Source organism: Clostridium thermosuccinogenes, assembly GCF_002896855.1.
Taxonomy (GTDB): domain Bacteria; phylum Bacillota; class Clostridia; order Acetivibrionales; family DSM-5807; genus Pseudoclostridium; species Pseudoclostridium thermosuccinogenes.
This window is the reverse complement of sequence record NZ_CP021850.1, coordinates 203,887-227,711: the sequence shown is the minus strand read 5'-3', so window position 1 is coordinate 227,711 and position 23,825 is coordinate 203,887. Positions and strand designations below refer to the sequence as shown.

The following is a 23,825-nucleotide window of genomic DNA, read 5'->3' as shown; positions in this document are numbered from 1 at the left end:
GAATTTTATTTGATTGTTACTTGGAAGCACACTTGGCTGGTCATCTGATTATTTTCAGGTCAGCTTTATATTAAAGCACTATGCTAATTCGCTCTTGACTTAAGCATTTCTGCCATCTCATTCAGAAGATCGACGTAAGGCGACTCCGGCAGCAGTTCCAGGTATCGTTGGGCTTTTTCAATATGGGTACGGGCAACATCGAAGGATTTTTTTATCACGCCTGATTTCTCCAGTATTCCGGCGATTTCCTCCATATGCTGGTCGGTTATTTTCTCCTCCGCCAATATCTCTTTAATCCTGGCTCTATGGTTGCCATCCCTCATCAAATATATTAAAGGCATGGTAATGCTGCCCTGCTTTAAATCTTCCCCCCTGGGCTTTCCCATGACATCGACATCACCACAAAAATCCAGTATATCATCAATTATCTGGAAAGCCAGTCCAAGATTAAGACCGTATCCGCTTATAGCTCTCAGATGAGCTTTTCCGGCACCACCGGCACAAGCTCCTGATTCGCAGCAGCATTTTATAAATATGGCAGTTTTCTTGGATATGAGCTCATAATACTCTTCCAGGCTGATATCATGGTTAAACCTGCTTTCTGCCTGCAATATCTCACCATGGCACATATTTTGTATGGCTTCAACCATATAATCCATGCTTTTTGTCAGCCTTTTGCCGGATAATATGCCGAAAGCCTTGGCAAAAAGATAATCACCGCATAGAACCGCAAAATGGGTTCCCCACATTTTATTTACCGAAGGCTTGCTCCTTCTGAGATAGGAGTTGTCAATTATATCATCATGCACTAAAGAGGCCATGTGAATAAGCTCTGCAGCTACAGCGGCATTGAGGATATTGTCTATGTTCCGGGAAAAGATAAGGCCGCTGTACATCACCAGCATTGGCCTCACTCTTTTTCCCCCGGCATTAAGGATGTGCATGCACATTTCCCTTATGGTTCCTTCGCTGTCCGATAAGGCATTGAGCAGCTCCTGCTCTACTCTTTCAATGCCCACCAGCTTGCTTGTATTAAACTTAATGCTTTTGAGCTCTGATACCATTTTTTCTTGTACTACTGTCAACAAACATCGTCCTTTACCTGTTTTTTGCAGGGTTAAAAAACCTGCCGTCAGGTTTATTCTGTCCAATACTTCTCCAACATATAACACCGATGTTGTCCCAATGAACAACAGGCAGTAAAAAAGGAGGCACCTGTCATATTGGCAGGTGCCGGCATATAAACTCATTAATCTAAAATAATATTTATTATGAAAGCGTCAAGTTCTGGCCTTTGTTCTTCTCCCCCATATTCAATCAACTTTTGGCCAGAACAGGGCCGCTTTTGCTCCTGAATCAATATTTTATCCAGGGAAGCTCCGTCAAGCGGAGATTAGTGCATCCATAAGGAATAAGCTTCAGCGTTTCGGTTTCATCGGCAATCCAACTCATTGCCGGGAAAGGAGCCGCAGAATTGCCCTCCTTGCTCCAGTCCACCTTTCTTCCCGGGACACGGACGGAAACCGGCGCACCTTCTGGTGAGAAAGGACAATCCCCTATCGGATGCTCCTCAAAGACCAAACCGGATTCCGGATCGGTTTTGCTAAGATAAAAACCGTAATTCCAAGGCGTTGTGGGATATATTTCATAATCGCAGTGAGGAAACTCATGCCCGGGGACGTCCTCGTTGATCCGCACCCAGCGCTCGCCTATAGCCAGAGAATATACCAATGGGCCGCGGGTGACGGCATACAGGTCATTAGGACGCTGCACCAGCTGTGGCTTCATCGGAAGGCGAAGGGTGAACACCGTTTCTCCCGACCATCTGCGGCTAAGCTTATAAAAAGCTCCTTTCTGCGGTGAGATGCTGGAATCATCCAGCTCTATTACAGCGTCGCAAGCCCATTCAGGAATCCTTAAATGTAATGCGAAATCCACTTCCCTGTCGGTTACAACCTTAAATTTCAGGGTATCCCGGAAAGGATATCCGGTTTCCAGGGTTACCGACACATTGGCATCCTTTATTTTGGTATTTACGGTGCAGGGAGCATAGACCGCCGCAACCAATCCATCATCGCTGCGCATGAAGGTAGAATGGGCAAATTTAGGCCATGCCTGGTTCAAGTTCGCAGTACAGCATCCGAAGTTGGGCTCCAGGCCGAAAGTGTTGGAATATCCTCCATTAGTGCCGAAAACAGGATTCTCCTGATAACTGCATTCTATCTGATTTACCTGCTGGTCATACTGATGGGTCCACATGTCGGGGCTGAAAGTGGCCGGCAGGGCATTGAAGGTGATTTTCTCCAAACGGTCTCCCCATGCGGAGCATCCGGTAATGGAGAGCAGGTGCTCCAGAGAATACATGTATTCAGCAACTGCGCATAATTCTGTACCTTGAATGGGACTTTTTCCATTAAGGCATTCGTCACCGGAGAACACCCCTGTCACCATGCCATGATATTCGTCCAGAAGACTCACCATATTTTCGGCGCTTTGCAAATCATCCTGGGAACCGGTAAATCTCCACAGCAAAGCCCCCGATTTCAGCATCATTGCATTATTTACCACATGGCTCATCTGGCTCCAGCGTCCTTTGGGGTCCGGCTTTCTGTAAGGCCATATTTTGAAGAAGGACTGCCAGTCAAAACCCTGGGAATGGATTTTTGAAGCAAGATTTATCAGCCATTCCTCGCCCGTCCTGTCATATAGCCAGAGCAGCGGTATGAGGCATTCAAACCAACGCATTTGTCCCCAACCGAAAAGAGTATTGTTGTCTATATGTCTGTCCAGAGCGATAAGCGCTTTACGCACGGCATTCTCGATGCGTTGGTCTCCGGTGGCATCATGGTATACCACCAGGACTTTGAGAATAAGGAAATAAGCCCACATGTCGTAGGTTGAACGATTGGAATCGCTTACGGGACAGAGCCATCCGTCGGGTTGCTGATGGTCAAGAATATAATTGATATATTTGTTGGCTCTGGCCTTCATATCTTCGTCATCCAGCAGCCAGGCCAGAGGAATAAATCCATCCAACCAATAGGGAACACGTTCCCAACCGTCGGCAGATCCTCCTATCCACTTGCTGTCCTTTATATCACGCCAAAATTTGTCAAGATTGCCGGAAAGACCGGCAGCCTGTATCTTGAGCTGGTTCAGCAGCCAGCCTTCAGGTCTGATCTCTTCCGTTTTTAAAAATGTAAATGCCGGTTTGCGCAATGCTGATTTCATTTAACCCCTCCATTCTCATATTTCAAATATCGAACATCTATTAATGTCTGTTGACTATGCAAATATAATTTTATCAGTTAAAATAAAGATAGCATATTGCAATAAGATACTTGAAATATGCAAAAACCGAACAAAAGGGTGGATTATGGCAGAATCTTTCATTTTTGATATACCTCCATGGCCTGAATATCTCATAAGCAGTTACCGCCATTTCAATGAAGGAGAGAAGCATGTCACGCGCATATGCAAGGATTTTGTGCTCATATTCATGCTGGAGCGCGAGCTTTATTTCACCGAGGACAATTGTCACATAGAAGTAAAGCCTGGCCAATGGTATATGCAGATTCCGGGACTTAAACAGGAAGGTTTAAAGGGCAGCCCTGCCCCCAAATACTACTATATCCATTTCAAAGCGTCGGGACAGGCAGGTCCAAGCAAAGAAAGCATGCTCCAAAGCAGAATAGAGTTCAAAGGAAAGCCTGCAACCCTTTCGCTCCCAATCCGAGGGAATTTTGACCCTCAGTTTTTCAAACCAATGTTTGAGCAGCTGGAGCATTTTTCAAAAAGGTCTCCTTCAGACATATTGGGAAAGCAGGCGGTTTTTCTTAATATACTTAACTGCCTTACAGATACGGCCCGCCCAAATACGGACCACATTCAGAGCATTATCAACCAAATGATGGAGTATCTTGCCAAAAACTATAACAAACCTGTTACCTGCAAAGAATTATCTGACAGATTTCATTTCACGGAGGACTATCTTACCCGCAAGATGAAGCAGTATGCCGGGATAACCCCATGGCAGTATTTGCAGCACCTCAGGATTGAAAAAGCAAAAGAGCTGCTGGCAAATACCGATTACACCCTTTCGTCCATCGCCGGCAGCATCGGATATGGCGATTTGTCGGTATTCTATAAAGCATTTAAAAAACAGACCGGCATGGCACCGGGAGAATGGAGAATGAAAAAACGAGGGCTGTATTGATAAAGACGCTTTGTTTTACATTCCGAATACCATCCAGCAGGCGAGGACAGATGCGATGATGCTCACGGTGTCGGCTATCAAGGCTGCCACCAGGGTATACCTTATGTTCTTTATGCCCACCGATCCGAAGTATACCGTAAGGGTGTAGAATATAGTTTCCGTGGAGCCCATCATGGTGGAAACAACCCTTCCGACAAAGGAATCCGGACCATTGGCTTCTATAATGTCGGAAACCAATGCCAGGGAGGCGCTTCCCGAAATTGGCCTCATAAAGGCAAGGGGCATTGCCTCCGATGGAATGCCAAGAAAGGATGCCACAGGACGGGTAGCGTATATCAAAAGGTCCAGGGCTCCAGATGCGCGGAATACTCCCACTGCGACCATAAGACCCACCAGGGAGGGAATTATCCTCACTACCGTAGCGACGCCTTCCTTCGCTCCGTCTACAAAAACATCAAAGACTTTTACATCCCTGTAAACTCCTACCCCCAAAATCACAAGGAATATCCCGGGTATTGCATAGGATGAAACTATTTTCACTGCTTCCATATCCGCACTACGCCCTCCTGCCCTTGCTGCGCACTGCCGATAAAACCTTCGCTGCTATAATGCCTGCTATGGTAGCACATATGGATGCAATCCACACCGTGCCTATGATTTCCTCAGGGTTTTGCGAATTGAACTTTGTACGTATGGCTATGACTGTTGCCGGTATCAGTTGTATTGCCGCCGTGTTCAGCACCAGAAACATGCACATGGAATCAGTGGCAGTATCCTTGTGTCGGTTAAGCTTCTGCAGTTCGCTCATGGCCTTTAGTCCCAGCGGCGTTGCGGCATTGCCCAACCCCAGGAAATTAGCCGCAAGATTCATCACTATCGCACCCATTGCAGGATGCTTTTCGGGGATGTCGGGAAAAAGAAACTTCAGTACGGGCTTCAAGGCCCTGGATATATACTGCATCATTCCGCTTTTTTCTGCTATATTCATCAATCCCGTCCAGAGGCACATTATGCCCAAAAGACCAATGCCCAGCTCTACCGCCTTACCCGCTGAATTTATGGCAGCTTTGGTGACCTCTTCCACCCTTCCGTTCAATATCCCTACAAAAAAACCTATTACCAACATTCCCATCCAGACATAATTTAGCATGGCAATGATTATCCCCACTTCACAAAAGCTTTGTTCTATGTATATGAAAGGCAGCATTCAACTATACCGCTTGTTTCCACGAGGTGTGGCAAACTTTTCTCAAAAGCTGAATTGATCTCTGCATTCTAACGGTTACTACTGTCCTTTCCAAGTCAAGTCAGTCTTAATTACTCTAACTTTCTGAACTTGATAAGCATCTAACTTGATACACTTCTTACTTGATATACTACTGACTTGATATGCCTCTGACACGCTATCTAGTTCTGCTTTGTTGTTAAAGGTTTAAATCTTTCTGTAAAGCTAAGGATATGCGAGATGTCGAAATTGTTCGAAATTCAGCAATTCTTTACGCGATTATATCCTTCATTAACCATAGGATAGTCTATAGTATCTTCCCAATTCTGACAGTCTCGCAGGGATATTTTACATTAAGTCCGATTTCTGTGGCATTTGGGCGCATTGCGTCATTTTTCGAAATTTATGTTAATAACATTATTTTGAATTTTTTTTAAAATATTGTTGACGTTTATTGGAATATATGGTACTATATTTATAGAAAGTTTGTCGAATACTGTTACAAATTAGGAGGAGATATTTATGAAATCTACTGGTATAGTTAGAAAAGTTGATGAATTAGGCAGAGTTGTACTTCCCATCGAGTTGAGGAGAACTCTTGATATTGCTGAAAAGGATGCATTGGAAATATACGTTGATGGTTCTACCATTATCCTTAAGAAATATGAACCCGCATGTATATTCTGCGGTGACGCTAAAGACGTAACCGTTTACAAAGGAAAGAACATTTGCCCTAACTGCATGAAAGAATTGAAGAAATAAGACAGAAAGAAAGATAGAAAAAAAGATAGAAAAAGACAGATAGAGAGATATATATTCAGGGGTCTGGTTTCCAGATCCCTTTTCAATTTGCTCAAATATGGGCTCACCCTGTGATAAAGACCTGGTTTCCGGCCTTTGGGTCACAATAGGCTGTTATATATATCCCTTTTGCTTATACCCCTGTCCTCAGCAGCTTTTTTCATAGCTTCCTTTTTGCTCATGCCCTGTTCCATATACATCTCAACATGTTCTGCGATGCCCATGTCCTCCCATTTGTTGCGTTGCTGCTGCTTTAGCTCTTCCTCGGAAGCTCCTTCCAATATCAAAACGAATTCACCCTTGGGAGATTCCTCCTCATATTTTCGTATTGCTTCCTCAAGGGTCATCCGCAGCTTTTCCTCAAATCTTTTGGTGAGTTCCCGGGCCAGAACGATCCTACGGTTCCCCAGCACCTCATAAAGATCCTTAAGGGTGTAAATCAGCTTATGGGGAGCCTCGTAAAAAATAATTGTCCTTGTCTCACCCACCAGATTTTTAAGATGTTCCTTTCTCACCCTTTTGTTCATCGGAAGAAATCCCTCAAAAACAAAACGCCCTGTAGGCAGTCCCGATGTGATCAAACCAGTCACCGCAGCCACCGGTCCGGGAACGGCAGTTACTTCAATACCATTTTCTATCGCCAGCCTGACAAGGTCCTCACCCGGGTCCGAAATACCCGGGGTGCCGGCATCGGATACCAGTGCAATATTTTTTCCCTCCAACATCTGCCGGATCAACTGGTTTCCCTTTTCAATCTTGTTATGCTCATAATAGCTTACCAGCGGCTTTTTTATTTCAAAATGATTCAGGAGCTTCAGCGTCTGCCTTGTATCCTCTGCGGCCACCAGGTCAACTTCCTTCAGTATCCGCAGGGCTCTTAAGGTTATATCCTCAAGATTTCCTATAGGCGTAGATACAAGATACAGCATGCCTTTTTCCGCCGAATCCGTTTTAATTTCCATGCTTTCCATCTCCCCATGAGTTCTCCATACCCCTGCAGTAAATTCTGTTTATCTCTTCGGAGTAATTCCCCTTTTCATCATAAATATACAGGGGATCCATCATTTTAAGCTGTGGCCTTCCGCCTTTTGAACCTTTAATTAGAAGCAGGTTTGCCTTTTTATAAGGTGAAGGATGAACAAACCTTATGTATTTAGGCTCGATTTTATAATTTCGCATAAGGCAAAGGATATCCACCAGGCGTTCAGGCCTGTGAACCATAGCCATCTGCCCTCCGGGCTTTAAAAGCTTGCTTGCTGCGCTTATCACATCCTCCAGGGTGCACAAAATCTCATGCCTTGCAATGGCCTTGGTATCCGACAAATTTATAAGACCACCACCCTGGTTCATATATGGAGGGTTGGTCACCACAACATCGAAAGTAGAAGATCCAAAGAGCCTGGAGTGGTTTCTGATATCCCCGCATACAATTTTCACCCTTTCCTCCAGCCCGTTCATGGATACGCTTCTGGATGCCATTTCGGCCATCTCTTCCTGTATTTCCAAGCCTGTTACATGGCGGGCTTCGGTCTTGCCGGCTATCAATACCGGTATTATTCCTGTACCTGTCCCAAGGTCAATGACTTCCGCACCCCTTTTTACGTCGGCAAAGTTTGCCAGAAGGACTGCATCCACACCAAAACAAAAGCCGTCCTTCTTCTGTATGAGTTTCAAACCCTTGTACTGCAGGTCGTCAACCCTCTCATTGTCATATATCCGTACTTGCAATTTATCCTCTCCATCGGTAAAATTCAGATCGCAGGCTGCCAGCCATTTTGGCGGTTTCGCAATCCGACTGCCCGCGCAATATAAAAAGACCAAGCAAGAAAATTACCTCACCTGGCCATTTTATTATTCAAAATTACTTCTGCTGTGGAGCATCTACAGGGCATACATTTGCGCATGCGCCACATTCTATACAAGCATCTTCATCTATAACGTATTTGGAATCTCCTGCTGATATGCATGATACAGGGCATTCTGCTTCGCAAGCGCCGCAGCTGATGCAATCGTCAGTTATAAAATATGCCATTATTAGCACCTCCCAACTTAAATATATTGGTAATCAGCATATTAATAATTAATCACAAGATGGTTTCTTATGATATTATTACCGTAGTCTATTCTACCACCAAAGTTAAAGAAAGGAAACACTTTTCAAGCAAAAATAATTCTAAACTGATAAAGATATGCATCCCTTTTTGGACAAATACGCATGGATAACATAACCGGAAGTTTGTTCGAAAAGCCTTCCTTAAGCCTTAATTAAATGGAACACATCCTTCTTTATTAAGTTTTATATTTAAGATTTAAGGCCTGCTAATCCTCCAGTTCTTTCAAGTCCTCCAGATCTATGTCCAAATCATCAGTATCATCATTTGTTGCGGACGCTTCCTTTATTACCTTGACTTCGCTGGCTTTGTATATCTTGAGCTCAGTTTCGTTCACTTTATCAAGCTTTACTTTTACCTCTTCTTTCAACAGGCTGACTTCCTCCACCGTTCCCTGTCCCTCCGGGGTATCGACAATAGCTCCTACCTTCGGAACCCTGGTCAGCAGATCCTCATAAGCTTCCTGCTCGTATTTAAGGCAGCACATAAGCCTTCCGCATGCCCCGGATATTTTAGCCGGATTGAGGGATAACCCTTGCTCCTTGGCCATTTTGATTGAGACAGGCTGAAATTCGCCAAGGAAACTTTTACAGCAAAGCACCCTTCCGCAAATACCCAGGCCGCCCATCATTTTTGACTCATCGCGGACTCCTATCTGCCGAAGTTCTATCCTTGTCTTGAAAACTGAAGCCAGGTCCTTCACCAGTTCCCTGAAATCGACCCTTCCTTCGGCAGTAAAGTAAAACAATATTTTGTTATTGTCAAAAGTATACTCCACATCAATGAGCTTCATATCCAGGTTGTGGGCGCGGATTTTCTGAAGGCATATTTCAAAAGCTTCCTTTTCCTTTTCATCATTTCTGGCAGCATGCTGCTTATCTTCTTCCGTAGCTATCCGTATAACTTTCTTAAGGGGTGCAACTATTTCTTCCTCCGGTACTTCTCTGTTGGCAACAACCACCTGGCCAAACTCAATTCCCCTCGCTGTCTCGACTATAACATTGGAGTACAATTCTATTTCCAGGTCTCCCGGATCGAAATAATATACCTTTCCCGCCTCCTTAAACCGTACTCCTACCACCTTTACCATCTATCCTAATCCTCCTGAAGTTTCATAAGCATTGCTTCGATTGAAAGCTGAAAATTTGCATTATATTTAAGATTCCTATAAGTCTGCTCTACCAGTTCAATGTTGCGTATAAGCTTCTGAACTGTGAAAGCATCAGCATTTGATAATATGATATCCTTTTTATCATAATTAATCAACATATTTTCCTTTTGGTTGGTTTTCAGCAGCATGATATCCCTGTAAACCATCTGCATGATATCCAACACCGTATTTATATTGTCCTTGTTTTCATCAAAAAAATCATATATATCAAATATTGCATCAAGACCTGAGTTTGCAATCCTGAAAACCATATCTATCGTCCTGTCCCTGAGGGATATAAACTCCTCCGATTCAGCCAGTTTCAATGCTGTACCTATTATGCCGCCGGAATAGGCCGCAATAAAGTCAATGCCCTTCAGGCTGCTTCCGAATCTCTCCCGCAGCAGGCCGGTAACTTCTTCTATGCTGTTCCTTTTGAAATTGTATCTTATGGTTCTTGAACGAATAGTCTCCAGCAAAGCATTATAGTTTGAGACAGTTAAAATTATGACTGCGTAACGGGGTGGCTCCTCAAGAATCTTTAAAAGACAGTTTTGCGCCTGAACCGTCATGAGATCCGCATTGACTATGACATAAACCTTTCGCCTGGAATACAGCGGTTTGATGATGATATCACTCTGAATACCCCGGATTTCATCTATTCCAATGCTGCTTCCACTAGGTCGTATCACAATGAAATCAGGATTCGTACCTTCATCCAGCAGTCTGCAGGCTGTGCACCCTTCGCAGCGTTCCGGGGCATCCGCATCAAGACAAAGAAGCTGCCTTGCAAAGGCTTCTGCCATCATTCCTTTGCCAATCCCCTCCGGACCGCTGAACACATAGGCATGTCCTGCATGATCGTTCTTTACAGCTCTTTTTAAAGTGTTCACAATCTCCGTCTGGCCTATTATATCGTCAAAACCCATCTCTTCACCTTTTTCCTTCATTAAAGGGACACATCCCAAGCCCTAAAGAAATACATCTTGTAGGGACGTGTCCCTTTTCCTATTACAGACACATCCCAAGCCCTAAAGAACACATCTTGTAGGGGCGTGTCCCTTTTCCTGTCACAGACACATCCCAAATCCTAAAGCAGTACATCTTGTGGGAGGTGTGTCCTTTTTTCCTTTCTCTGGCATTTCCCAAACCTTATTGGGATATCTCATGCAGGAATGTGTCCCTTTCCCATCCCGGACATATCCCTAGCTATATAAAAATATTTTTTACAGGGCTGAATCCCTTTTATAATATCCCTGGTCATACAGAATACTTTCAAGCGGGGTTATGCCCCCTACATCATAATGTCCAAAATCATTCCCCTTATGTCATCCAGTCTTTGCAATATCCTGATGTTGTCCTTTTCTTCTTTCAGGACATCCTTTGTAAGCTCATCCAGCTCGTGGTTTATTTTCTTTATTGTAGCAAAAACCTTATACCTTCCTCTCCTGTCCAGGAAGCTTTCCTTTGAAAATCTATGGGAACCGCCTACTGCTTCCCTTAAGAATTCGGAAACCAGCCTTTTATACACTTTAAGCTCTCTTATGTCTATTCTTTCCCCGAGCTTCTCTCCCTGGGCAAAAATTTGGTCGGCAAGAGTCCTAAGCTTTTCATCATAGTTTTTTTCCTCTATGCTCAAAAGCCTGCTTTGGAACTCAGATACCTTACTCCCGCTTATTCTCCTGTCATCTCTGCCCTGAGCGGATGCAATTCCCGTCGGGTTGTTCAACATATCCGCAATTTTCATATCTTATCAAACCTCTTCCGATTAATTGTTAATGGTAATCGGTTAAAATCCAATGTATGACATCCATCAGTACTTGATTATTAATTAACTCATTGTGCAAATAATCAATTGTTAATTACCACCCGTTAGTTTTCTGAGGGCAACTAAACTATCTCGTCCAGCCACCTTCTGACATCTTCCGCGATTTCCATAACTCCCCTTGTGGCATCTATGGTCTTGATTCTTTCGGGAAATCTGGATGCCAGGCTTTTATACCCTTCATACACCTTCATATGAAAGGCCATTTTTTCGTTTTCTATCCTGTCAGCTTCTGTGGAAGCAAATCTCCGCTTTAAAGCAATCTCCGGGCTTATATCGAAGAAAAACGTAATATCGGGAATTACGCCGTCCATTGCCACCCGGTTTACATCTTCAATGGTTTTTAAGCTTATTCCCCGGCCGTATCCCTGGTATACATAGCTGGAATCTACAAACCTGTCGCAGATGACCACCTTTCCGCTCTCTACTGCAGGCTTTATTACCTCGGACACAAGCTGGGCTCTGGCTGATGCATACAGCAGCATTTCAGTCACTTTTGCCATTTCTCCGTTTCCGGGGTCCAATATTATCTCTCGTATCTTCTCACTGATATCTGTACCTCCGGGATCCCGGGCGATCACCACATCGTATCCTTTTTCCCTGAGATATTCTTCCATGAGGCGGATTTGCGTGGTCTTACCCGAACCGTCGGTCCCTTCTACCGTTATAAAAATGCCCCGATCCATTCTGTACCTCCATATCCGGTCATTTTCCCCGGAAAACTGCTTCCGGTGATTTTTGCGGGTCTCTTCCCCTATTGTCTTTCATATTCTACCCCAATTATTATACCACATATCTCAAGCAACCACACTTATGCGGCCGTTGCCGTCCAGTCCGTTAACCGTTCCTCCGGATTCCAAAATACTCAGAAGATAATCCACAATATCATCGCTGATGACTTCCCCGGGACATACCACCGGTATCCCCGGAGGATATGGAGTGAGCATGTCGAGACTGATTTTTCCTGAAGCTTCCTTTAAGTTCACTTTAACCTTTTCACATCTTGAAATTTGGCTAAGTGGAATTTTCATCTCCGGTATGCCGGGCTGCTTCTTAATTTTTATATCGGATTCTGCCTCAATTTGCCTTAGCTGATTATCCATTCCGTCAAGAGCCTCCATAAGTCTCGTAAAATCTTCCTCCCTGTCGGCTACCGTAGCTATGCAAACCACATTATGCAGGTCGGACATTTCCACCTGGATGCCATATTCAGCCCTTAGCTTCCTTTCCGCCTCAAAACCTGAGCATCCCAGCCCTTCCACATTCAGCACCACTCTGGTCCAATCCTGCGCCATTTCCCGGCCAAAATGGGTAATTTGCGGCATTTTTATGCCGTGCATCCTGTCCACCGAATGCCTTAACCTTTCTACATACTGCCTTAATCTTCCCAGAATACGGCATCCTTCATATTGCATCAATGCCCTTGCCATATCCAGAGAAGCCATTATGAGATACGATGGGCTTGAAGTCTGCAGCATCCTCAGGTAGAACTTCAATTTTTCGATATCTATCCTATCCTTCCTCACATGCAAATATGAGCCCTGGGTCAAAGCCGGAAGGGTCTTATGGGCGCTTTGCACGCAAATGTCCGCTCCTACATCCATAGCAGCCTTTGGAAGGCTTCCCTCAAAAGCCAGATGGGCACCGTGGGCTTCATCCACAGCCAATACCTTTCCATAGGCATGAACCACCGACGCGATACTTTCAATATCTGCGCAGACGCCATAATAGTTTGGTCTTGTTAAAAGGACTCCTACCGCATCCGGATTGTCCCTTATGGCGTCTTCCACCTCTTTGGCCAGCACCCCCGTTGGTATTCCAAATTTGCTGTCAAAATGAGGCTTTATATATACGGGCATCACTCCGGCCAGCATCATACCGTTTATGACCGATTTGTGGCAGTCCCTGGAAACTATAAGTTTGTCTCCGGGATTGCATATGGTAAGAATCATGGCATGTATGCCCGTAGTGGAGCCGTTTACCAGAAAAAAGGTCTCTTCTGCACCGAACGCTTCGGCTGCCAGCTTCTGTGCCTCTAATATCGGGCCTTCCGGAAAATGAAGGTTATCGGTTCCCGGAATTTCTGTAACATCAAATAAAGGCATTGACTCTGCAAAGCCGGAAGGTATGCCCTTGCCCATTTTGTGTCCCGGCATGTGGAAGGGAAGAGGGCTAGATGCTGCATATTCCTTAAGTGCCTTGTAAATAGGGATGTTCCAGTTATCTATATTGCTTATGTCTTATCCCTCCAAAAATTTTGCGTTTTTATGATGAATGTACTTTCTATTTTGCTGCCTATGCTGCACTATATTGTTATATAAACAACCTTTCATACATGAGGCTTGCATCCTTCATATATGGGACTTGCATCTCTTTATTTAATTTTAACACATCATGGAAGAAACTATCAACTCATGGGGAAAGCCAGGCTGTCTGGCATGACTACTTATGCTTGCAAAGAACGACCAATAATGAACATACCATTTTATTTTCATGTTAACAGTGTAAATCAAACGATGGCTTTCAGCTTCTGAAAAGACAATATTCAGCCCCTGGCATTTCATATTTTTTGATTCTAAATACCATAAAAAACAGACAGACGGCACAGCTTTCGGCTGCACCATCTGCCTGCGGAATTAAAGCTTCTTTATGACACGCTTTATTTAACTGAATGACATGTTATATATCAGCCGTTCTTTTTTGTCAGCTTAATACGTTATACATACAGCTTGTATGTATATTTAAAATTTTAATCCTTATATCCTTGCAACGCCTGTATCCCTTGCTGCCTGTGCAACTGCCGCAGCAACTGCCTTAGCTACTCTCGGATCGAACGGAGCAGGAATTACATATTCAGGATTCAATTCTTCATCAGAGATGAGGGATGCTATAGCTTTTGCAGCCGCTATCTTCATCTCATCATTTATATCGCTGGCCCTTACATCCAAAGCTCCTCTGAATATTCCAGGGAATGCCAGCACGTTGTTTATCTGATTTGCAAAGTCGGAGCGGCCTGTACCAACCACCAGAGCACCGGCTTCCTTAGCTTCATCCGGCATTATTTCAGGAACCGGGTTAGCCATTGCAAATATCATAGGATCCTTTGCCATCGACTTAACCATTTCCTTTGTGAGCACTCCAGGACCAGAAACTCCGATGAATACATCAGCACCAACAATAACATCCTTCAGTGTTCCTTTTTTCTTTTCCAGGTTGGATATCTTGGCCATCTCTTCCTTTATGGGGTTAAGACCTTCCCTACCCTCATAAATTGCGCCCTTGGTGTCGCAAAGGATGACTTTCTTGAGCCCCATGGACATGAGCAGCTTTGTGATAGCTATACCGGCAGCACCGGAGCCATTAACCACAACTTCTATATCTTCAATATTCTTTTTAGCCAGCTTCAATGCGTTGAGCATCGCAGCCAGGGTAACTACCGCTGTACCATGCTGGTCATCATGGAAAATCGGAATATCACATTCTTCTTTCAGCCTTTTTTCGATTTCAAAGCACCTTGGAGCTGAGATATCCTCCAGGTTTACTCCACCAAAGCTTCCTGAGATAAGCTTTACAGTTTTGACGATTTCATCTACATCCTTTGACTTGATGCACAGAGGGAAAGCGTCAACATCGCCGAAGCTCTTAAAAAGAACGCATTTTCCTTCCATGACAGGCATTCCTGCTTCCGGGCCTATATCTCCCAGCCCTAAAACTGCGGTACCATCGGTAACAACAGCTACGAGGTTCCATCTTCTTGTCAGTTCATAAGAACGGTTTACATCCTTGCTTATCGCAAGACATGGCTCCGCAACTCCAGGCGTATATGCTAAAGAGAGGTCCCTTTTATTCTCAACGGGAACCTTGCTTATAACTTCAATTTTGCCCTTCCATTCGCCATGACATTTTAGTGATTCTTCACGAATATCCATAATCAAATCCTCCTGTTGTTCTGTGAAGGCCTTTTAAAATCAGGCTTTCTAACAGTTATTTAATGGTTGGTTATTAAGATCTATATAGGAAATCTTAATTGTCAAAAAAAACACAATGTTATTATAGCATAACAATTGAGGATTTCAAGCAATATTTTATTCAAAATCCGGCATACAGATAATCGGTTAACTAATACCTCTCCCGGTTTCTTTCATAGATAATCCTTAATCCCTCCAGCGTAAGGAAGCCATTTACTTCATCTATGGTCCTGGACTCGCCGGCGATAAGCCTGGCCATGCCTCCTGTAGCTATCACCTTGATGTTATCTTCATTTAATTCCGCTTTCAGCTTTTCAACTATGTAGTCCACCTGTCCCACATAACCATAGTAGATTCCCGACTGCATGCTGCTTACGATGTTGCGCCCCAAAACGCTTTCCGGCTTAACAAGCTCTATTTTCGTCAATTTTGCAGCCTTCTGGAAAAGGGCCTCCGATGAAATCTTTATGCCCGGACAGATGACTCCGCCAAGATATTCCCCTTTTGAAGACAATGCACAGAAGGTGGTTGCCGTGCCAAAATCAACAATTATAGCCGGTCCGCCATATAATTCATAGACGGCGACAGCATTGGCAATCTTGTCGGCTCCGACTTCTCTTGGATTTTCATATTTGATGTTTATGCCGGTTTTAGTGCCCGGTCCGACCACCATCGCCTTCTTTTTAAGGTATTTCCTTATGGCATGCTCCAGGGAATACATCATCGGAGGCACAACGGATGCTATGATTACAGCCTCTATCTGTTCATAGTCAAGTTTAGCGATATTGAACAGGCTTATCATCATCATGCCGATCTCATCGGAAGTTCTATTCCTGTCGGCAGCAAATCTCCAGTGATGAAGCAGCTTGCGGCCTTGATAAACTCCCAGGGCAATATTTGTATTTCCTACGTCTATTCCAAGAATCATATCTACCTCAACTCCGCCTGCGCGAAATAAATCTGTCTTATCGTATGTTTACCTAAAGCAACGGAAGAAATTGCGCAGCAATTTCAACACACCGTTTCAACAAGGCGGGAGATTCTAACTCACCGTCTATTGTGAAATCAGGTACCCGCCACCTATAAGAGGTAAGGATATCTTTAGCCTCGTTATATCCCAAGCCTCAGACTCCTTATTTCTTTTATCTCCAGTTCTATTTCCTTCTCTATACGCCCAATATCCATCCTTATATCGTCAATTGTCTCCACAGCTTTGGCTTTAGCCGTATGTTTTGCCGGAGGGGCCTGGTATTGGTGGTTGTTCCTTCCAGGGTAAGCATTGTCCCTTGTATGGTTTTTGCCAAAACTGCGTTCCCTGTTAGTCGGCTGCTCCGATCCGTTCTTTCGCGGCTGATTGCCTCCCTGCAGCGTCTGCAAATTGTTAACACGGCTCTTGTGCCTTTTCTGGAAATCTTCCTTCCTGCTCCTCGTATCTTCCTTTTTGCTCTGAACTTCTTTGTTCTGAATTTCTTCCTTTTGGTTGTTCACTACTTCTCCCCCTTTGTAGAGCGCTAACTGTTTTTATGACAACGGGAGCGATTGCTCCCCATCGCAACACACATTTATGGAATCTTTACCTCAATAAATACTACAATAACAAAACCAAACTATCCGGCGAAATCATACATAGCCCATCAAACCTCTTACCGACACTTCTCCTGATACAACCTCCCGTGTTATGCCGTCGGTACAGTCCACCACCAGTTTGCCGTCTCTGGTGACATCTTTTGCTGTTCCCTCATATTCGCCGTCTCTGCCTGTAATTTTAACCTTTCGGCCTAAAGTAGCTGAATAGCTCCTCCACTCATCTATAATCTCATCCGTAAAGCCTTTATTTATTTTACTATACATCTCCTCAAGTTCCAACAGTATTCTCCCTATTATTTGACTTCTGGGAAAAACGCTTCCATGCCCTTCCTTTTTTGAAGCCTCCCTGCCGGAATCGGCATAGCATTTTAATGAAGTGGCTCTATCCTTGATTTCATCGGGGAAATCACCCTCCTCATGGTTTACATTTATTCCTATGCCGAGTACGAGGAAATTTACCCGTTCCATTTCGGAGTTCATCTCCGTCAGGATACCGCAAACCTTCTTTCCGTCCAGCACAATATCATTAGGCCACTTTATTCCGGTGCGTATTCCGCATGTCCCGGCAATAGCCCTGGCAACAGCAACGGAAGCCGCCAGGGTGATGATCTGCACATTTTCAGGAGCGATGGATGGTTTTAAAACAACAGACATCCATATTCCCTTGCCGCCTGCGGAGTCCCAGGCACGGCCAAGCCTTCCCCTTCCGGCCGTCTGACAGTCAGCCACTACCACCGTGCCTTCATCGCATCCTTCATACGCAATTTTTTTCGCATAATTGTTAGTAGAATCTATCTCGTTAAAGTACCGTATATCTCTTCCTATTATTTTGGTTTTCAAGCCCCAGCGGATTTCGTACTCATTAAGCATATCGTAAACCGGCATTATTCTGTATCCCTTTTTGGGTGAAGATTCGATAACATATCCTTCCTTTTTCAGTTCACTGATATACTTCCATACGGCAGTCCGCGAAACACCCATTAACTCACTCAAAGCTTCCCCGGATACATATTCCTGAGTATTCTCTTTAAGCGCCTGCAGCACTTTTTCCTTCATATCGCTCATCTTTTCTACCTCATCGTCTTTTTGATTATTTTATCCGTGCCCGGCTTCAATTCATGCCATATATGGCAACATATTGTCCTTTCTCACGGGTGGTTTTCCACGGAATATATCGGCAGTCTCCAATGCCCATCGCTTTTTATCAGGTATCCTGACGGTGCAGGTACTGCTTTCATCCTTGTTAATAAATACAGCAACACCGGCATCCCTGTCTTCTATTTTGGCAACCTTGCCGTCATCAGCGAGGCTGCACAAAAAACAATACAGCAGCATATCATAAAAATCATCATTTATCTCCCTGTTGTTTTCGATGATGCTGCTTACATATAGTTCCTCCGAATTGTTGAACAGGACAGGGGAATCTATTCGTTTGTCCATAATGCTTATCTGCTCCGACATTATGGTGCTGGTGATAAGGCATACGGGCAGACGGTACAACCCGAAGGTGTAATCTTCCAAAGGCATAATAGACCTTTCATAAAGAGATAGCATCTCCGGGAATTTTTGTCCTATATCATACAGATATCCGTCAGAAACAAGACTGTATCCGGGTTGGACTTCAATTTTCAGGCACCGGAATTCCGACGACATAAATTTGATCATATCATCTTTTGGATTTAGCAGGGCAGATATGCATTTTTTATTTTCTCCACCTATGTTAACCACCCTGTCATGCCATTGGGAAAGCTTTAATCCGCATTCAACCGCCTTGTCAGCCTCGTTTGCAGGTATGTAAAAGTATACCTCAGCCACAAAATCCCACCCCATTGTCCATTTTCTTATACAGCTTTACCCCATCCTTGTCACAGCATTCTTGGATCATGTCTTCCAGAGTTTTTTCACCCACCATAAAACCAGGGTTCACATCCTTAAGCGGTATCAGCACAAAAGCCCGCTCAAGCATCCGCGGATGGGGTATTACAAGCCTTGGATCATCTAATTTTATATCATCGTAAAGCAATATGTCCGCATCCAGGGTCCTTGGACCCCAGCGGATTTCGCGGGACCTTTTAAACTCCTGTTCCATTTTCTGCAATTCATCCAGAAGCCTGAGAGGAGACAAGCTTGTCCCGACCAAAACCACCATATTGAGAAATTTGCCCTGCTCGGTATATCCGACGGGATCAGTCTCGTAAATATTTGAAATCGAAAGAATGCGCGTACCGGTTATCCCGGATATATATTGCAGTGCACCGGTCAGATGTCCTTCCCTGTCCCCCAGGTTGGATCCCAGGGCTATATATGCCTTATGCGCCATGGGCAGACCTCTCCACTTCAACTTCGGCCCAGTCCAGCACACCGCCTATAGGAGCCTGTGGTTTTCGGACCCGTACCTTAACTGTTTCTATACGGGTAAAAGTGGACAATATTTCCCCGGAAATACTCTCGGCCAACTTCTCAATTAGCTTGAAACTATTGCCCTGCGTGATTTTTTGTACAAGTTTGTAAACATCGGAATAGTTTATCGTATCTTCAAGATTGTCCGTAACCCCAGGCTTTCTTAAATCCAAGTACATTTCCACATCTATGAAAAAATTCTGACCTTCCAGCCGTTCCTTTTCATAGACCCCATGATAAGCAAAAAACTTCATATTTTTCAGTGTAATTTTATCTATAGCCATTGCCTCCTCACTATTTATGGTTATTTTCTCTACCGGCAACAGTAGTGGCATAATTCGGCCATCTATACTCTCACCATGGCATCGGTCATTCTGACCACTCTGGACATTTCCCTGACATCATGCACACGCACTATATCAGCTCCGTTTGCTATTCCGAGGGTGACGGTTGCCGCCGTACCCTCCAGCCTTTCATTGACAGGCAGCTCCAATACGTTGCCTATGAGGGATTTTCTTGAGGTCCCCAGCAGCACTGGCAGATTCAGCGAATTCAGCTCCTTTAGCCTTCTCATTGTCTCCAGGTTTTGCTCCAGAGTCTTGGCAAACCCTATTCCTGGGTCCACGCATAAGCACTCCCTGCTTATCCCTGCTTTTTCGGCTATTTCGATGCTCTTACGGAGAAATCTCAGAATTTCTTCCATAACGTCTCCACGGACCACTTCATTCCCATTGTGCATTAATATCACTCCGGCTCCAAATCTCGATGCCACCTCCGCCATAGCCGGATCCCTCTGCAGTCCCCATACATCGTTTATGATATGTGCACCAGCCTTCAGAGCCTTCTCCGCCGTAGCCGCCTTGGAGGTATCCACCGATATGGGTACGTTCAGCTCTTTAGACAAAATATCGATAACCGGCACAACCCGGTTAATTTCTTCAGAAGCATCTACGGGTGTATATCCGGGCCTTGTAGACTCCCCGCCAACATCAATTATCTCAGCTCCATCCTCTACCATTTCCTTAGCTCTGCGCACTGCTGCCTCTATACTGTTATATTTACCTCCATCAGAAAAGGAATCGGGAGTTACATTCAATATGCCCATGATATATGTTTTTTCACCTATTTCCAGCTTGTGCTTTCCGCATTCAAAATACTTCGGCTTTCCCTGATCCACAGCGCTTATCACCTGCCGGATCTCCTCGCCTATCCCCTTCAAGCCGGCAGAATGCAGACTGAGCTTGTACACAAGCCTGCTGATCTGACTGTAAGTTCCCATCAGCAGCACGCCGGTTTTCTCAACACTGCAGTCGGCACATCCTTTGTTTACTGCTGCATCGCCGCCTAATCCAAGCATCTCCTGCTTGATGATATTTGCCGCAAAAGAGCTCACGTTCTCCAGCTTTATTGTCATATGCACCGCTTTTGGCGCAAGCCATGATATGGATGCTGCATCTGCACCGATCTTTCTGACTTCTTCCTTTGCTTCGCCTATTTTTTCTATATATAAAAGTCTTGCATTTACCAAAGCAGCCACTCCTTTCTCAAAATACGGGTGCACACCGGTGCCTTCGGCAAATTACGGGCTATAGCAAAGCTTTACCTGAAGGTTTGCCGCATGTCCGCGCCAAGCAAAGGCCCGATGTTGTATTTGAGTTTTTTAGGAAAAATCCCGAATAGGAATATAGAATTTTACTCTCTTCAAAGCCGCGTTCATTGCGGACATGCCGTATCATCCTTATTATTGCTCTTATTATATAATAAATATCCATTTTTTAAAAGCAATAATGCTTCTTTGTATTTTATCAGTACAGGGTATTTTAGCAGCACAGGCAATGGTCATTTAACCGCTGGTTTTCTGTAGTAATTCATTTTGCTAAATTCCCTATATATTGTTGAAAAGTTTGTAGAAAATTCATATTGAAAGCTGAATTATAAAAGTACTAATATATTGATATCAACCAATTACTTTACTAAAATACAGGGAAGGAATCATCAAGGCTAATGGTAAATTTGTTTAAACTAAGCACAGATGAGCTAAAGGCTCTGGTTGAGTATAAGGAAGTGCTCGAAAACGAAGACAAAAGATTTCCAAAAAACACCTGGTACTATGAAAAATACCAGCTTAGCGGCATTAAGACAAAATGCAGGATATATACCCGTTATTGCCTTGAAAACCTAGCACATATTGAAGTCACCGACCTTCCAAAGTATAACCTGAAAGAGATAAAAAACATACTTATTGAGCATAAGCTCTTTGGAATGGTACAGCAGGTTTTTAACCATGACATCCTGGCTCTGTTAAAGAACGCTTACCCCGAGGAGTTCAAGAACAGGACTCTCCGGGAATGGATGTGGAGCAAGCATGGAATCTGGAATGATGACAATGCTGTTATCGAAGCTGTACAGTATATGGTAAGGAATGAGGGCATCCGCAGGGTTGAGGATATTCCTACTCTGGATTGGAAAAAGAGGCTGTTGAAGTACGGCATATACAATGTGCTTTCCCGCTTCAACTGGTCTATTTTCGCCCTTTTTGACTTTGTTTACCCTGGCAGGTTTCACCCTACCGACTTCAAGTACAAGGTGAAATGGGCTGCATCCGAATCTCTTGATAATGCATTTTATCACATGCACACAACTTTCAAAAAAAAGAGATATACATTGGATGATATCCTGCTGTTAAATTCTTCGGATTTCAGAAAGCTGGGACTAGCGGGGATGCTGGCGGCTCTGTTCGATTCGTCGGTGCTAAAGGCAAAGGAATATTATTTGTATAAGACAATAGATGATCCTGAGCATAAAAGTGAGCTTATAAAAGACATAAAAAATCTGGCAGACAAAAAGCGTGACCAGAAAATAGCCGAACGCCTGAAACAGGTGGCTAAAGGCAAGTATATATATAATTTACGCACTCATATTACATTATACAATTTTATCAAACGTCACGCAAAAAGCAAAAATATGTCGATTAGTGATTTTGTAGCCAGTTATGGGTTCATCTATAAAACCGCGAAAAAGGATGCCGGCGAAATCGATAAGGACGAGGTATACAGGCTGCGCAAGCAGGGTTTAACTTATGTCCAGATAGCCCAAAAGCTCTGCAGCAATCCTACTACAATAACGAAACTATGCAACAAGTACTTCGGAGGCGACCCTTTGATACCAAGGCCGCTGGAGGACTACATCACCGTTCAGGAATTGATGAACAAGTACCATGTGGACCATAAGACCGTCATGAAGCTGGTATATGAGAACGGTTTTGAAAATCATACCACAATCCGTTTTCGTTACCTGAAAAAGTCAGAAATTGAACCGGCGTTAAAGCAATACATATCCAGCAGCAAGCACCATCAGTTCATGGTGAACAGATACGCCAACTAATATTTTAAAAAGACCTTGGCAATAAGCCAGGGTCTTTTTTTCTAACTTTTCATTTCTCTTCATATAAGTTTTTTTGCATATAATTTTTTATTTTGCAAATAAGTTTTTGCATATAATTTTTGTATATAATTTTTGCATGTAAAAAGAGCTATCTCCAATTCTTTTTAAGCTATTACCCCAAAGTATCTGTTATAATTTTATGCTTAATCATATTTTTAAAAAAATACTTATCTACCGTCCGTTAATAAGGGACATGGTCTCAGCTCGCGTTCTTGCATCCGTTTTCATTATTCCTCTGAGGGCAGATGTAACCGTTTTGGCTCCAGGCTTCTTTATCCCCCTCATGGTCATGCACAGGTGCTCTGCCTCAATCACCACCGCCACACCGAGGGGTTCGAGGGTCTCCATGATGGTGTCTGCCACCTGGCTTCCCAACCTTTCCTGAAGCTGAGGCTTCTTTGCTATGATATCCACTATTCTTGCCAGCTTGCTCAGGCCCATTACTCTGCCTTTCCTGGGGATATAGGCAACATGGGCGACACCTATGAAAGGAAGAAGGTGATGCTCACAGACTGAATAAACCGGTATATCCTTTACCAGCACCATCTCCTCATGGTTTTCCTCCTGAAAAATTTTTACCACATCTTTGGGATTCATGTACATCCCGGCAAATATCTCCTCGCACATCCTCGCCACCCTGTCCGGTGTTTCCCTCAAGCCTTCCCGGTCAGGATCATCTCCAATAGCTGCCAGCAGTTCCCTCACTGCCTTTTTAATCCTCTCCTTGTCCATATCCTTCGCAACCTCATTTCAAAATCTCGTCCTTGTCAAATCTGCACTATATTTGCTTTGGTAATAATTTAACTTACTGTTCCAACGTTTTCGACAGCACAATGAACTTTAACTTAAATATTGCCTTTGCTGTTAAAAGCATCCCTCGTAATACCACAATGAATGACAAAGAAAATTTACTTTGATACAGGTTTAATTATACTTCACTGCCGGCTAAAGTGTCCAGAGCATGGAAGGGACAGGCATGGTTTTATGCAGGAAATTCTTTATACAGCACATCAACAAAGAATTTACATATTTATTTGCATGAAAGAGAAAGCCTAGCCTCTCGGATAAACTTCAATAGCATCGGAAGATGAATTCTTA

General features: G+C 43.9%; 24 protein-coding genes. 3 read left to right on the top strand and 21 right to left on the bottom strand.

What is annotated here, in order from left to right:
* Positions 1-83: 83 nt before the first annotated feature.
* Both CDO33_RS01015 and CDO33_RS01010 read right to left on the bottom strand, forming a co-directional pair.
* On the bottom strand, positions 84-1,085 hold the full coding sequence (locus CDO33_RS01015; RefSeq protein WP_161496434.1) for a polyprenyl synthetase family protein: 1,002 nt from the start codon (positions 1,083-1,085) through the stop codon (positions 84-86).
* Positions 1,086-1,356: 271 nt separating this feature from the next.
* Positions 1,357-3,231, bottom strand: coding sequence for a beta-L-arabinofuranosidase domain-containing protein (locus CDO33_RS01010; RefSeq protein ID WP_103080319.1), 1,875 nt, complete (start codon positions 3,229-3,231; stop codon positions 1,357-1,359).
* Positions 3,232-3,376: 145 nt separating this feature from the next.
* Here CDO33_RS01010 and CDO33_RS01005 point away from each other — a divergent pair, with 145 nt between their 5' ends.
* A complete protein-coding gene (locus tag CDO33_RS01005) occupies positions 3,377-4,216 on the top strand; it encodes a helix-turn-helix domain-containing protein (protein ID WP_161496435.1) in 840 nt (279 codons plus the stop codon).
* A 15-nt stretch (positions 4,217-4,231) separates the two neighbouring features.
* On the opposite strand, the gene CDO33_RS01000 is transcribed toward CDO33_RS01005, so the two are convergent.
* Positions 4,232-4,765, bottom strand: coding sequence for a spore maturation protein (locus CDO33_RS01000; RefSeq protein WP_103080321.1), 534 nt, complete (start codon positions 4,763-4,765; stop codon positions 4,232-4,234).
* 7 nt (positions 4,766-4,772) lie between these two features.
* On the bottom strand, positions 4,773-5,366 hold the full coding sequence (locus tag CDO33_RS00995; protein ID WP_103080399.1) for a nucleoside recognition domain-containing protein: 594 nt from the start codon (positions 5,364-5,366) through the stop codon (positions 4,773-4,775).
* 597 nt (positions 5,367-5,963) lie between these two features.
* Between CDO33_RS00995 and CDO33_RS00990 the strand changes: the two genes are divergently transcribed.
* The gene (locus CDO33_RS00990; protein WP_103080322.1) at positions 5,964-6,203 is read left to right on the top strand and encodes an AbrB/MazE/SpoVT family DNA-binding domain-containing protein; all 240 of its coding nucleotides are present in this window, start codon (positions 5,964-5,966) and stop codon (positions 6,201-6,203) included.
* A gap of 140 nt (positions 6,204-6,343) precedes the next feature.
* Here the strand turns inward: CDO33_RS00990 and rsmI are convergent, their stop codons facing one another.
* The 16 genes from rsmI to folP form a co-directional block, all read right to left on the bottom strand.
* Positions 6,344-7,204: a 16S rRNA (cytidine(1402)-2'-O)-methyltransferase gene (rsmI, locus tag CDO33_RS00985; protein WP_103080323.1), complete on the bottom strand. Its 861-nt coding sequence runs from the start codon at positions 7,202-7,204 to the stop codon at positions 6,344-6,346.
* On the bottom strand, positions 7,194-7,970 hold the full coding sequence (locus tag CDO33_RS00980; protein ID WP_103080400.1) for a tRNA1(Val) (adenine(37)-N6)-methyltransferase: 777 nt from the start codon (positions 7,968-7,970) through the stop codon (positions 7,194-7,196). Before CDO33_RS00980 ends, rsmI begins: the two co-directional genes overlap by 11 nt.
* Positions 7,971-8,103: 133 nt before the next feature.
* Entirely contained in the window at positions 8,104-8,274 is a 171-nt protein-coding gene (locus CDO33_RS00975) for a DUF362 domain-containing protein (RefSeq protein ID WP_103080324.1), read from the bottom strand.
* A gap of 287 nt (positions 8,275-8,561) precedes the next feature.
* Positions 8,562-9,443: a PSP1 domain-containing protein gene (locus tag CDO33_RS00970; RefSeq protein WP_103080325.1), complete on the bottom strand. Its 882-nt coding sequence runs from the start codon at positions 9,441-9,443 to the stop codon at positions 8,562-8,564.
* Positions 9,444-9,448: 5 nt separating this feature from the next.
* Complete coding sequence (locus CDO33_RS00965) at positions 9,449-10,453, bottom strand: DNA polymerase III subunit (RefSeq protein ID WP_242973834.1); 1,005 nt, start codon at positions 10,451-10,453, stop codon at positions 9,449-9,451.
* Positions 10,454-10,797: 344 nt separating this feature from the next.
* Positions 10,798-11,250 carry a YaaR family protein gene (locus CDO33_RS00960; protein ID WP_103080326.1) on the bottom strand — a complete coding sequence of 151 codons (453 nt, stop codon included), beginning with the start codon at positions 11,248-11,250 and terminating at the stop codon, positions 10,798-10,800.
* Positions 11,251-11,393: 143 nt separating this feature from the next.
* On the bottom strand, positions 11,394-12,014 hold the full coding sequence (gene tmk / locus CDO33_RS00955) for a dTMP kinase (RefSeq protein ID WP_103080327.1): 621 nt from the start codon (positions 12,012-12,014) through the stop codon (positions 11,394-11,396).
* A gap of 111 nt (positions 12,015-12,125) precedes the next feature.
* Positions 12,126-13,535, bottom strand: a complete 1,410-nt coding sequence (locus CDO33_RS00950; RefSeq protein ID WP_274540231.1) for an aminotransferase class I/II-fold pyridoxal phosphate-dependent enzyme — start codon at positions 13,533-13,535, stop codon at positions 12,126-12,128.
* Positions 13,536-14,084: 549 nt separating this feature from the next.
* Positions 14,085-15,257, bottom strand: a complete 1,173-nt coding sequence (locus CDO33_RS00945; RefSeq protein ID WP_103080328.1) for an NAD(P)-dependent malic enzyme — start codon at positions 15,255-15,257, stop codon at positions 14,085-14,087.
* Between the two features lie 190 nt (positions 15,258-15,447).
* The gene (locus CDO33_RS00940; protein WP_103080329.1) at positions 15,448-16,224 is read right to left on the bottom strand and encodes a type III pantothenate kinase; all 777 of its coding nucleotides are present in this window, start codon (positions 16,222-16,224) and stop codon (positions 15,448-15,450) included.
* Between the two features lie 182 nt (positions 16,225-16,406).
* The gene (locus tag CDO33_RS00935; RefSeq protein ID WP_103080330.1) at positions 16,407-16,784 is read right to left on the bottom strand and encodes a hypothetical protein; all 378 of its coding nucleotides are present in this window, start codon (positions 16,782-16,784) and stop codon (positions 16,407-16,409) included.
* A gap of 132 nt (positions 16,785-16,916) precedes the next feature.
* Entirely contained in the window at positions 16,917-17,948 is a 1,032-nt protein-coding gene (locus tag CDO33_RS00930; protein WP_103080331.1) for a biotin--[acetyl-CoA-carboxylase] ligase, read from the bottom strand.
* A gap of 51 nt (positions 17,949-17,999) precedes the next feature.
* Positions 18,000-18,698 carry a hypothetical protein gene (locus CDO33_RS00925; RefSeq protein ID WP_242973484.1) on the bottom strand — a complete coding sequence of 233 codons (699 nt, stop codon included), beginning with the start codon at positions 18,696-18,698 and terminating at the stop codon, positions 18,000-18,002.
* Entirely contained in the window at positions 18,691-19,203 is a 513-nt protein-coding gene (gene folK, locus CDO33_RS00920; RefSeq protein WP_103080332.1) for a 2-amino-4-hydroxy-6-hydroxymethyldihydropteridine diphosphokinase, read from the bottom strand. The genes CDO33_RS00925 and folK overlap by 8 nt, the downstream gene beginning before the upstream one ends.
* Positions 19,193-19,618 (bottom strand): dihydroneopterin aldolase, encoded by a 426-nt coding sequence (gene folB / locus CDO33_RS00915; RefSeq protein ID WP_242973483.1) that lies wholly within the window; start codon positions 19,616-19,618, stop codon positions 19,193-19,195. The genes folK and folB overlap by 11 nt, the downstream gene beginning before the upstream one ends.
* An 11-nt stretch (positions 19,619-19,629) precedes the next feature.
* Complete coding sequence (gene folP, locus CDO33_RS00910; protein WP_103080402.1) at positions 19,630-20,811, bottom strand: dihydropteroate synthase; 1,182 nt, start codon at positions 20,809-20,811, stop codon at positions 19,630-19,632.
* A gap of 476 nt (positions 20,812-21,287) precedes the next feature.
* Between folP and CDO33_RS00905 the strand changes: the two genes are divergently transcribed.
* On the top strand, positions 21,288-22,667 hold the full coding sequence (locus CDO33_RS00905; protein ID WP_103080334.1) for a DUF4046 domain-containing protein: 1,380 nt from the start codon (positions 21,288-21,290) through the stop codon (positions 22,665-22,667).
* 231 nt (positions 22,668-22,898) lie between these two features.
* Here CDO33_RS00905 and folE read toward each other — a convergent pair whose 3' ends face one another.
* The gene (gene folE / locus CDO33_RS00900; protein WP_103080335.1) at positions 22,899-23,459 is read right to left on the bottom strand and encodes a GTP cyclohydrolase I FolE; all 561 of its coding nucleotides are present in this window, start codon (positions 23,457-23,459) and stop codon (positions 22,899-22,901) included.
* Positions 23,460-23,825: the final 366 nt, after the last annotated feature.